The sequence below is a fragment of the Psychromicrobium xiongbiense genome, assembly GCF_030271165.1.
Taxonomy (GTDB): domain Bacteria; phylum Actinomycetota; class Actinomycetes; order Actinomycetales; family Micrococcaceae; genus Renibacterium; species Renibacterium xiongbiense.
Genome location: NZ_JASSZH010000001.1, coordinates 104,769 through 116,064, shown reverse-complemented (window position 1 = coordinate 116,064; position 11,296 = coordinate 104,769). Strand labels below are relative to the sequence as shown.

At 64.6% G+C, this 11,296-nt stretch carries 11 protein-coding genes and 1 riboswitch; of the genes, 6 read left to right on the top strand and 5 right to left on the bottom strand.

The genetic code is table 11. The features are described 5' to 3' along the window. Nucleotides 1-18: 18 nt before the first annotated feature. A riboswitch (M-box (ykoK) riboswitch) is annotated at nt 19-190 on the bottom strand. Nucleotides 191-327: 137 nt separating this feature from the next. The 4 genes from QQM37_RS00590 to QQM37_RS00575 all read right to left on the bottom strand — a co-directional run bounded on the left by QQM37_RS00590 (nt 328) and on the right by QQM37_RS00575 (nt 2,940). Beyond that, complete coding sequence (locus tag QQM37_RS00590) at nt 328-537, bottom strand: hypothetical protein (RefSeq protein WP_285723976.1); 210 nt, start codon at nt 535-537, stop codon at nt 328-330. A 123-nt stretch (nt 538-660) separates the two neighbouring features. Next, nucleotides 661-1,011, bottom strand: a complete 351-nt coding sequence (locus tag QQM37_RS00585; RefSeq protein ID WP_285723974.1) for a DUF4190 domain-containing protein — start codon at nt 1,009-1,011, stop codon at nt 661-663. Between the two features lie 118 nt (nt 1,012-1,129). Next, nucleotides 1,130-1,999, bottom strand: a complete 870-nt coding sequence (locus tag QQM37_RS00580; RefSeq protein WP_285723972.1) for a 3-hydroxyacyl-CoA dehydrogenase family protein — start codon at nt 1,997-1,999, stop codon at nt 1,130-1,132. Beyond that, nucleotides 1,996-2,940, bottom strand: coding sequence for a hypothetical protein (locus QQM37_RS00575; RefSeq protein ID WP_285723970.1), 945 nt, complete (start codon nt 2,938-2,940; stop codon nt 1,996-1,998). Before QQM37_RS00575 ends, QQM37_RS00580 begins: the two co-directional genes overlap by 4 nt. A gap of 187 nt (nt 2,941-3,127) precedes the next feature. On the opposite strand from QQM37_RS00575, the gene QQM37_RS00570 reads away from it, so the two are divergent. From QQM37_RS00570 to QQM37_RS00550, 5 genes are all read left to right on the top strand, one after another. Beyond that, nucleotides 3,128-4,171 (top strand): NAD(P)-dependent alcohol dehydrogenase, encoded by a 1,044-nt coding sequence (locus QQM37_RS00570; protein ID WP_285723968.1) that lies wholly within the window; start codon nt 3,128-3,130, stop codon nt 4,169-4,171. 55 nt (nt 4,172-4,226) lie between these two features. Continuing rightward, nucleotides 4,227-5,582, top strand: a complete 1,356-nt coding sequence (locus tag QQM37_RS00565) for an alpha/beta fold hydrolase (RefSeq protein ID WP_285723966.1) — start codon at nt 4,227-4,229, stop codon at nt 5,580-5,582. Nucleotides 5,583-5,691: 109 nt separating this feature from the next. Further along, nucleotides 5,692-6,972: an NAD(P)/FAD-dependent oxidoreductase gene (locus QQM37_RS00560; protein ID WP_285723964.1), complete on the top strand. Its 1,281-nt coding sequence runs from the start codon at nt 5,692-5,694 to the stop codon at nt 6,970-6,972. Next, nucleotides 6,973-7,944: a dihydropteroate synthase gene (gene folP / locus QQM37_RS00555; protein WP_285723963.1), complete on the top strand. Its 972-nt coding sequence runs from the start codon at nt 6,973-6,975 to the stop codon at nt 7,942-7,944. Then, nucleotides 7,941-8,750, top strand: a complete 810-nt coding sequence (locus QQM37_RS00550) for a pyrimidine reductase family protein (protein ID WP_285723961.1) — start codon at nt 7,941-7,943, stop codon at nt 8,748-8,750. The genes folP and QQM37_RS00550 overlap by 4 nt, the downstream gene beginning before the upstream one ends. A gap of 2 nt (nt 8,751-8,752) precedes the next feature. On the opposite strand, the gene QQM37_RS00545 is transcribed toward QQM37_RS00550, so the two are convergent. Continuing rightward, nucleotides 8,753-9,394, bottom strand: coding sequence for a TMEM175 family protein (locus QQM37_RS00545; protein ID WP_285723959.1), 642 nt, complete (start codon nt 9,392-9,394; stop codon nt 8,753-8,755). 137 nt (nt 9,395-9,531) lie between these two features. Here QQM37_RS00545 and QQM37_RS00540 point away from each other — a divergent pair, with 137 nt between their 5' ends. Continuing rightward, nucleotides 9,532-11,271, top strand: a complete 1,740-nt coding sequence (locus QQM37_RS00540) for a dihydroxyacetone kinase family protein (protein WP_285723958.1) — start codon at nt 9,532-9,534, stop codon at nt 11,269-11,271. Nucleotides 11,272-11,296 lie beyond the last annotated feature (25 nt).

The following is an 11,296-nucleotide window of genomic DNA, read 5'->3' as shown; positions in this document are numbered from 1 at the left end:
TCCGGCATTCCGCCGGGATTTGCCCCTCCTCGTCAGACCTTTGGCACTTCGCGTCGTGACCTGAGCAACGTCAGGAGCCAATCGGGATCACCCCTTAGGCCGGGGTGGTCTGTCCTGATCCGGGGCGTCTCTCGACGTTTGGGATCGCTGGCTTATGTCCGCGAAGGAGCCTCAGCTATCGAGTGGCACCTTGCCTGAACAGCATACACGCTTTCTTGGATACCAGCCTTCCGGAAAACCGGGCGCCGGGGCGCACGACCAGACGTTGCGGCCCGGCAGGAGGTGCTACCTCTGAATTTTAGTGGTTCCGGATCGGGGTTCCTGACGCTAGGCATGGCTATAAGCCCATGCCAGAGCCTCCAGTGCGGCCGGCGACAGCCAGGGGTGGCGCGCGGCCATCTCTGCCACGACGTCTCGCCCTAGGTCGCCGAGCGCTTTGTCCTGCCAGTCGATGGGCAGATTGAGCGTCTCTCGGAGCAGATCGTCGACCTCGAGAATGCCCTGCTGGGTTGGTCCGCTGAAGGAGGCATGACCCACTGCATGCTGTTGGGTTCTACCTTATGTTCTGGACCCCGCACCATAGCGCTCCATTCGCTGAAGGGTTTAAGCACGAATCCCCCCGGCGGCTCAAGGCTGCCAGGGGGATTCGTGGGTCATTGCTCAGTAGCTGCTGTGATAGGACACCGCAGTAGCAAAGATCACGAAGTACAGGATGATGAAGAGAATTCCGGCAGCAATCCCGGCGTATCCCAGGATCAGACCGGCCAGCGCCAGGCCGCGACCCTGCTCGCCGGTGCGCTTGATCTGGCCCAGGGCGATGTGGCCGCAGATCACCGCGCCCAGCGACACGACAAAGGCCAGCACCAGCGAGACGATCGCGAGCGTGTTGGTTTTGGCCGCCATCGGCTGCTGGACGTAGCCGGGCTGAGTGTAAGGCGGTTGGCCGTAGGGCTGTTGGCCATAAGGCTGTGGATTGTTGGGTTGTTGGCCGTAGGGCTGCTGACCTGACATGGCGGTTCCTTCTCTCGGTAAAAAAGGGACAGCCAGCACTGCCCTCGGCCACGAATTTTAGCATCCAGCGGGCCTCGGGGGCAGGGTGGTTCTCAGCGAGAATTACTCTGCGGCACCATTACTCCGTGGGATAGGAGTAGAAGCCCTCTCCGGTCTTGCGTCCCAGCTTGCCGGCATCGACATACTGGTGCAGCAGCTGCCGCGGGCCTTCCGGCAGATGCGGATTCTCGGCCGCATAGTGATCCTCGATATCCAGCACCACATCCAGGCCCACGTTATCCATCATCTGGAACGGACCGACAGGCATATGCCAGTTCAGCCGGAACATCGCATCCACGTCCTCGGGCCGGGCCACACCTTCCGCCACCACCGCCAGGGATTCGCGCTTGATGGCGGCCCAGACCCGGTTGAAGATGAAACCGGTGCTCTCTTTGCGAGCCTCGAAGGGGTGGATATCGAACTCCGGCAGCACAGTCAGCAGGGTATCCAGTACACCACGATCGGTTTCGCCATCGCTCATCACATCAGCGGCATTGGCCGTAGGCGGCATGTAGAAGTGCAGATTGCAGAACCGTGTTTTGTCCTTGATGTTCTTATCCATCAGACGCGAGGCGTAGGAGGAGGAATTCGTGACGAAAATGGCATCCTTCGGCGCAAGCTCATCCACCTGGCCCCAGAGCGGGATCTTAATATCCAGACGCTCCGGCACGGCCTCGACCACCAGCCAGACATCCGCCAGGGCTGCAGCCAGGCTCGGCATGGCCACGACCGTGCCTTCCTCTCCCGTTCCACGCGCCTCCAGCACCTCCGGCAGGGTGTCTTTTACGTACTCCACCGCCGCCTTGGCCACATCAGCATTGGGGTCGGAGATCCTCACCGTGCCGCCACGCGAGGCGAACATCATGGCGATCCGGCGGCCCAGAGTACCGCCGCCGATGACGGCAACCGGCCGGTTTTGGATCTGATCGAAAGTGAACTGGTAGCTCATGACTGACTCCTGGAAATCGGTGTGGTAGTGGTGGACAGACCGGCGATGCCGCTCAACGGAGCGCCAAGGTCAGCAAGGCGTCGGGGACGGGCTGGCGTAGCCTGTCCGTCCTTGGGGATCGCCGCCTCCCAGAGGGAACCGTTGAGATCTGCAACATAGACCAGTCCAGCCTCAGCGTCGAGGGCCAGGCCGATGGCTTCCTTGAATCCTTCCGCCAGAATCTGCGGCGCAGTTCCCTGAGCCCCCGGGGCTGGGATCGGTGCCCGATTGAGGGTATTTCCCAGGGGTTCTGCTCCGCGGTCGGTCCAGTAGAGCCACCCGTCATGAATCTCCAGATCGATCGGCTCCGGCAGAGAATCCCAGAGGACTTCGATGTCATCACGATTCTGTGCGCTCTGGCCGTCCGGGATGGTCAGCCCGGCCCGGAAGATCCGGCCCTGCCCGCCCTTGGCCGGCCCCTTCTGGGTCCAGTAGAGATAGCCGGCCTCCGGATCGACGGCGACGCCGACGCACTGCGCCAGCCCTGCCTCATCCGGGGTATTGATCACCAGGTCCTGGAAGTCGGTACCGTCCATCCGGACCGAACTGATCCGGCACCCTTCGCGATCGCCCCAGTAGAGTCGCCCGGCGCCATCGTCCGCCAGCTGCTTGCCGGTGGTCAGCACACCCGGCGCGGTCACCTCGCGTAGCTGACCGGACTCGAGGGAGAGTGCGTGAACTCCTCCAGTACGTGCCGAGTAGTCGAGGGCAGCCTCCCCCACCGCACCTTCGCGGACAGTGGGCATACCCATGGTGGTCCAGAACACCTCCCCGTCGCGGACCACGATGCCGTCCGGGAACGCCCCCGCCTTCGAGGTGAGAAGGTCCACCTTCCCGGAAGGAAGCGCGATGCGATGAATGGCGCCACTGGTGATACCCAGAGCCAGGAGCGAGGTGAACATTGAACCTCCAGATTTAGTTGCCTTGCATAACTAAGCGTAGACCGCACAGTCAGTTTTTGTTCCGTGAGATACGTCATAGCAGGCGATGCAGGACGGAGCTCCAGCGCGAGTACAGTGAAAAAAGACGCGAAACACCACGGATGCCGCGCCCTCACAGTCAACACCAACGCAGAGGGGTCTCCCTGTTATGAAAGCACTCCAGTACACCGCCATCGGCACCGCTCCCGAAATCCGCGAGGTGGAAACTCCGCAACCCGGTCCCGGCCAGATCCTGGTCAAAATCACGGCTGCCGGCGTCTGTCATTCCGACCAGTTTGTGATGAGCCTGCCCGAGGCGGAGTATCTGGCCGCAGGCATGAAACTGCCGATGACGCTGGGCCACGAGGGCGTCGGCACCGTGGCCGAGCTCGGTGATGGCGTGACGCACCTGGCCGTGGGCGACGCGGTGGCCATTTATGGCCCCTGGGGATGCGGACGCTGCCATATGTGCGCACAGGGCAAGGAAAACTACTGCCAGAACGCGGCCGCAGAAGGCATCCGTGCGCCCGGACTGGGACGCGATGGCACCATGGCCGAATACATTCTGATCGACGACGCCCGCCATCTGGTCCCGCTGGGTGACCTTGACCCGGTACAGAACGTTTCCCTGACTGATGCCGGGCTCACCCCCTACCATGCGATTAAAGGCTCCCTTCCCAAGCTGGGCGCCGGAACGTTCGCTGTCGTCATCGGCACTGGCGGCCTGGGCCACGTAGCGATCCAGATTCTCCGCGCCCTCTCCGGAGCCACCGTCATCGCGCTCGATGTCACCGAGGAGAAGCTTGCCCTGGCCCGCGAAGTCGGTGCGCACCACACAGTGCTCAGTGATGCGACTGCGGCGGCAACCATCCGGGAACTCACCGGCGGCCTTGGCGCGAATGCCGTATTCGACTTTGTGGGCGTGAATCCGACCATGTCGCTGGCAGTGCAGAGCGCGGCGGCCGAGGGTGATGTCACCATCGTCGGCATCGGCGGCGGACAGGCCACCCTGGGCTGGGGCGCTCAGGCCTATGACGTAGCGGTGCGCATCCCTTACTGGGGCAGCCGCTCCGAGCTGGCCGAGATTCTTGACCTCGCCCGTGCCGGGCAGGTATCGGTAGAGGTTGAGCAGTTCAGTCTGGACCAGGGGCCAGAGGCGTATCACCGACTGCACGAAGGAACCATTCGCGGCCGCGCCGTCATCGTGCCCTGATCTACTGAATCGCACCACTGAATCCGTTTCCTGAACCGGAAGGTACTCCCGCCACGTGGCCACGCTGATCAACACCACCCGGATCAGCCGGGACGGTTTCATCTTTCTGGAGCACCGGATCAGCGTTCCGCTGGACCACCATTCAGCGGAACGTGACCCGGCACATATCGAAATCTTCGCCCGCGAGATCGTGGTGGCGGGGGCCGAGCATGAAGATCGCCCCACATTGCTCTGGTTCAACGGCGGTCCTGGCCATGCCTCGGAGCGTCCCGGCATCCCCAGCGGCTGGCTGGGCCGGGCTCTGGAGGAGTATCGGGTGATCCTCCTGGACCAGCGCGGCACGGGGCGTTCCAGTGCAGTCAACCACCGGACACTCCCGCATGGGAGCATCCAGGAACAATCCGACTACCTCACGCTCTTCAGAGCTGATTCGATTGTGCGTGACGCCGAATGTCTGCGCTCCATGCTGATCGGTGAGCGCAGGTGGTCCGTGCTGGGGCAGAGCTTTGGCGGCTTCTGTGCACTGAGCTATCTCTCGCTGGCGCCCTCCGGGCTGGATGCCGTGATGATCACCGGAGGCATCCCGGATCTGCACCACGATGCGCGGCACATCTACCGTGCGACCTTCATGCAGACCGCGGTGCGCAACCGGGAGTTCTTCGCCACCTATCCCGAGGACCGGCAGCGGGTTCGCGAACTGGTGGCTCACCTGCGGCTCAGCGATGAGCGGCTCCCCACGGGAGAACGGCTGAGTCCGGAGCGGTTCCTGAGTCTGGGGATTCTGCTGGGCACCAAGAACGGCTTCGACCAGCTGCACTACCTTCTGGAGAATGCGTGGCTCCCGGAGAATGCCCGGGCAGGTGTGGGCGCTGGCCTCCCGCCGACGCTGAGCGAGAGCTTCCTGGTCGATGCCGGGGCGGTCCTCTCCTTCGCGAAGAACCCGCTGTACGCGGTGCTGCATGAGGCGATCTACGCAGACCATGCTCCGACGGGATGGGCCGCGCAGTCCGTGCGTGAGGAATTGCCGGAGTTCGCCGAGGCGACCTACTCCGATTCCACCGATTCCACGGGGGATGACGGCGATGACGTTCTGTTCACCGGGGAAATGATCTTCCCCTGGCAGTTTGAGCAGGACCCAGCGCTCACGAGTCTGCGCGAGGTGGCAGAGCATCTGGCCCGTCGTACGGACTGGCCCCCGCTCTATGACACCGCGAAGCTGGCGGCGAATACGGTTCCTGCGGCTGCCATCGTCTATACGCAGGACATGTTCGTTCCCGCCGAGGGCTCCCGTCAGACGGCGACGGGAGTGGGTAATCTCCGAGTGATCGAATCCGACCAGTATCAGCATGACGGCATCCGCCAGGACGGTGCCGGATTGTTGGAGCAACTGCTGGCGGCCGTTCGCTGCTGAGCGCGGCCCACAGCGTCCGAGTCGACCGGGTCTGGAGCGTTGCTCCGACAACTGGCAGACTGATTCAGGCACCATCGGCAGGGCACGATTCAGGCGAAAAGAGCAGACGATGAGCAAAGAAACCCTTCCCGGGCAGACCTCCGCGACCCCCGAGGTCACGACGGAGCATGAGCGTGCCATGGTCATCCTGGGCGCAGGGCTCGCCGGTGCGACCGCCGCAGCCACCTTGCGCGAGGAGGGCTATACGGGTGCTGTCATCCTGGTCGGTGCGGAAGCCCAGATTCCGTATCTGCGACCACCGCTGTCGAAGGGTTATCTGGCGGGCAAGGACAGCGAGGAATCCCTGTGGCCTTACCTTCCAGCATGGTATGAGCAGAACCAGGTGGAAGTGGTCACCGACGACGACGCCACCGTCTTCAACCCCGTGGCCCACACCGTTAGCCTGCGCAGCGGTCGCACCCTGCACTATCACCGGCTTCTTCTGGCTACGGGCGCCAGGCCACGACGGCTCCGGTTCCCGGGCTCGGATCTTCCCGGGGTACACACCTTCCGGACCAAGGATGACAGCCAGCGGCTGCGCGGGGAGCTGGCCAGCGGTGAGCGCCGACTGGTAATCCTTGGCTCTGGCTGGATCGGCATGGAAATCGCAGCCACGGCCACTGAGCTGGGCCATCAGGTCACCGTGATCAGTCACTCCGAGGTCCCGCTCAGTGCCGCCATCGGCCCGGAACTTGGCGCCTTTTTCACCGATCGGCAGAGGGAGGCCGGGGTGCAGTTCCTCATGCCCTCCGGCATCGCGAGCATCACGGACGATGCCGGCTCGCAGCTGAGCGTCCACACCACCACCGGTGAGTCGCTGCCTGCTGATCTGGTGGTGATCGCCGTCGGGGTGCTGCCGAATACCGAACTCGCCCAGGCCGCCGGGCTGGAGACGGACCACGGGATTCTGGTCGATGCCAGGTTGCGCACCAGTACGCCGGATGTCTTCGCTGCGGGCGATGTGGCGAATGCCCTCCACCCGATGGTGGGCGCACACCTGCGCAGTGAACACTGGGCGAATGCCCTGGCCAGTGGTGCTGTGGCGGCTCGCTCCATGCTGGGCCGGGTCGCCGTCCTGAACGACATCCCCTACTTCTACACCGATCAGTTCGATCTCGGCATGGAGTATTCGGGCTTCGGCACGCTGACTGAGGGGCTCACCCCGGTGATCCGGGGCAGTCTGGAGCTCCGGGAATTCCTGGCCTTCTGGCTGCGGGAGGGCCGGGTGGTGGCCGGGATGAACGTGAACATCTGGGACGTCCAGGAGGAGATCAAAGACCTCATCCTCAGCAAACGAGTGGTGGAGGCCGCGCGGCTGGCGGACCCGCAGATACCCCTGGGTGAGGCCTGAATGGACGCGATCCCTGTTCTCGACGGCGGCCTGGATACTTCAGGTACCTCTGCCGCCGCACCTTTCTTCAGCCCGGAGCTGCTGCATCCGGTGCACACCTTCGGCAACCGCAGCCTGGACTTCCGGCACCAGGTCGCCTTGATGGCGATCATCAACCGGACCCCGGACTCCTTCTACGATGGCGGGCGCACCTTTGCTCGCGATGCCGCCGTCACGGCCGCGCTGCGGGCCGTGGACGACGGCGCAGACTGGGTGGACATCGGTGGGGTGCCGTTTGCGCCCGGTCCCGCGTTGAGTGCCCGCGAGGAAGCGGAGCGGGTGGTACCGGTCGTGGAGGCCCTCGCTGCGGCCAGCGACGTCATCATCTCGGTAGACACCTTCCTGCCGGAGGTGGCAGAGCTGAGCCTGCAGGCCGGGGCGCATGTCATCAACGACACCACTGGCCTGCAGAACCTGGAACTGGCTGACGTCGTCGCCCGCCACGGAGCCCATCTCGTGATCACGCACTCTCTCGCGGCACCGCGTACCGTCTATCCTCATCCGCACTACGCCGATGTCGTCACCGAGGTGGCCGATTTCCTGCGGGCCAAGGTGGCAGTCGCTCTGAAGTTGGGCATTGATGCGGAGAAAATCATCCTCGATCCGGGGCATGACCTCAACAAGAACACCCTGCATTCTCTGCAGATCACCCGGCGATTTCAGGAGATCGCATCCCTGGGCTACCCGGCGCTGGCTGCCGTCTCCAATAAGGATTTCATCGGCGAGACCCTCGACCAGACCAAGGAGCAACGGGTGGCAGGTTCGCTGGCCGCGGCAGTGATCTGCGTTCTGGGCGGGGCGCGGATCGTCCGGATGCACAATGTGGCCGCCGCCCATTCCGCCATCCGCTTCACGGAGGCCACCCTGGGGTGGCGGGAGCCAGCCTTTCTGAAGCACAACATGGGTGCCTTCAACGAGCCGGGGCAGGCGTGAACGCTCGCTCCGCGCCTGAGGGTGATCCGCGCATCGACCGGCTCTTTCCGTCCTCTGTAGCGGACGCCAGCGATGAGCAACTGCTGCAATGGTATGGCCCGGACGTCGCGGCCCCGGTTGGACCGGATCAGCCCTGGGTGACGTTCAACTTCGTCTCCAGTCTGGATGGTGCCGCCACGGTTGACGGGCGCTCCGGTGGTCTGGGAACGTCGGCGGACCACCGGGTCTTTGCCCTGCTGCGCCGTCTGGCTGACGTCATTCTGGTCGGCGCGCAGACGATTCGCAGCGAGGGCTACGCGGGCGAACTCCTGGATGCCGAAGGCCAGCAATGGCGGCTGGATCACGGCTTTCCCGCCCACCCGGCCCTGGCGATGGTCTCCGGCTCGCTGGACCTGGGTCCGGAGAGTCCCTTCTTCACCGAGGCTCCGGTACGGCCGGTGATTTTCACGCTCGGCACCGCCCCAGCCGAACGCCGGGCGGCACTGGCTCCCATCGCCAATGTCGTCACGGTCGGCACGGATGCGCTGGAGGTGAAGGCGCTGATCAGCTGGCTCGCCAGTCAGGGCCTCCACCGCATTCACTGCGAAGGCGGTCCGCACCTCTTCGGGACCTTCCGCCGGTCCGGGCACGTCGACGAGCTCTGCCTCTCCCTCTCCGCAGTGCTGGCGGGCGGGGCGTCCGGCCGGATCATTGCGGAGTCGGGCGCCGAAGCGCTCACCCCGATGGCGCCGGTCCCGATGACGCTGGCCCAGGTGCTCCGGGGCGAGGATCTGCTGCTTCTGCGCTATCTTCGGGCCGAGGCCTGACACTATTCACCGTGAGGGCCCTCCGGGACTTTCCTCGGAGCCGCCATCCGGCTCAGCAACAGGTGCACCGGCCGGACCAACACCAGGAGCATGAGCCACCAGACGCCGATCTCCGGCCAGAGCATGGACACCACCAGAACGATGACCAGCAGAATCAGGATGGACAGCGGGTTGAGCACATCAATGTTCCCCCGCGCCTCGGGACGCAGCAGCCCGGGCCGCCTGATCAGCTGGATTTGTATCAGCGTCATCGCCACCGTGATCAGGATCATCGTTCCCACATACAGGCCCATCACCTCCGCAGAATGACCGTAGGCGATGGTGATCACGTTCGTCGCAAAGGGCATGAAGATCACTCCGGCCAGCCAGAGAAAGTTCGCCCAGAGGATGCCGGTGGTGTAACCCTCCACCCCTTCAAAGACCTGATGGTGGCCCAGCCAGAAGCGGGCGATCACCACAAAGGAGATCAGAAATCCCAGCAGGGTGGCGAAGTGCTCGGTCAGCAGCTCGGCCAGAGAATGATTCCTGATGTCACCGGCCGCATCAGCCAGCGGCAGAATCAGCAAGGTGATCGCGATGGCCACCGTCGCATCGGAGAAGTTCACCAGACGGTCGAGGCCACGCCCCGTTTTCATCACGGTCATAGGGATATTGTGCTCGATCCACCCGGGGTTTGGCCCTCAGTAGTCCCGGAATGTTGAAGCATCCACTTCCAGCGCTCTCAAATATCCTATAGGATCTACTGAGAGCAACGCATGACTCAACGACGAGGAGCATCACCATGACCCGACTGTGGAACGACCCATCCGAATTCGCCGACGATATGATCGACGGTTTTGTCCGAGCCAATGCCCGCTGGGTGCACCCCGTCCCCGGCGGCGTCGCCCGCTCCACCCGCTCTCCCCAGGCCGAAGTGGGCCTCGTGATCGGCGGTGGCTCGGGTCACTACCCCGCTTTCGGTGGCCTGGTCGGCCCAGGCCTCGCGCACGGAGCGGTGATGGGCAACCTCTTCGCCTCGCCCTCCGCCAACCAGGTGGAGTCGGTCGCCCGGGCCACGGAGCAAGGTCGCGGCGTCCTGCTCAGCTACGGCAACTACGCTGGCGACGTTCTGCACTTCACCGAAGCGCAGAACAAGCTGCGCGCGGACGGCATCGACTGCCGCACGGTGACCGTCACCGACGACATTTTCAGCGCCCCGGCCAGCGAGTCACACAAGCGGCGTGGCATCGCCGGGGATCTCACGGTCTTCAAGGTCGCAGGTGCGGCCTGCGCGGCCGGTTATGACCTTGATGGCGTCGAGCGGGTGGCCCGTCTGGCCAACGACCGGACGCGGACCATGGGCGTAGCCTTCTCCGGCTGCACTTTGCCCGGCGCGGAAGCGCCACTCTTCGAGGTCCCCGAAGGCCGGATGGCGATCGGTCTGGGCATTCATGGCGAGCCCGGAATCGGCGAGGTCGATATCCCCAGCGCCGCCGGACTGGCCGAACTGTTCGTGGAGCGCCTGCTCGCCGAACTGCCCACCGGGGTCAGCACGGAGGGTGCACGGGTGGTTCCTATCCTCAACGGCCTCGGTTCGGTCAAGAACGAAGAGCTCTACGTCGTCTACCAGCGAGTGGATGGACTGCTCACCGAGGCAGGCCTGACGCTGGTCGATCCTCAGGTCGGCGAATTCTGCACCAGCTTCGACATGGCGGGTGCCTCCCTGACCTTGTTCTGGCTGGACGAGGAGTTGGAACGACTCTGGTCCGCCCCTGCCGACACACCCGGCTTCCGCACCGGTTCCGTGGACACCTCAGCCCTGCTGGTCGTTGAGGACACCCAGCAGGCCGCGGCTGCCGAAACCTTCCCGGAATCCAGCGAGGAATCGCGGCGCGCTGCCGCCCGGATCACCGCGGCGCTCGAGGCCATCCAGATCGTCATCGATGATCACGCTGAAGAGCTGGGTCGCATCGACTCCATTGCCGGCGATGGCGACCACGGCATCGGCATGCAGCGCGGCTCCCGTGCAGCAGCACGGGCGGCCCAGGACGCCCTGCTGGCGGGTGCTGGTTCGGGCAGCGTGCTGGACCGGGCGGGCAACGCATGGTCGGACCGGGCCGGTGGAACTTCCGGCGCCATCTGGGGGCTGATCCTGCGCACACTGGGCTCCACTGTCGGTGATACCGCAGTGGTGGATGTCACGCAGATCTCCCGTGGGCTGAGCCAGGCCACGGAGGCTGTGATGTCCTTCGGCAAGGCCCGGCCCGGGGACAAGACCCTGGTCGACGCCCTGGTCCCGTTCACCGAAACGCTCGCCAGCCGGGTGCAGACCAACGATTCGTCAGCGGTCCTCTGGGTCGCCTGGGATGCTGCCGCCACAGCAGCACAGCAGGCGGCCGAGGCCACTGCGGCCATGATGCCGGGCATGGGCCGGGCGCGCTCGCACGGCGAGAAGGCTCTCGGCGTCGCGGACCCGGGCGCCGTGTCACTGGCGCTGATTGCCCGTGCCGTCCATACCGCCCTCACCACAGAGCAGCCGTAGTTTTTTCATCACAGTTACCCAGCAC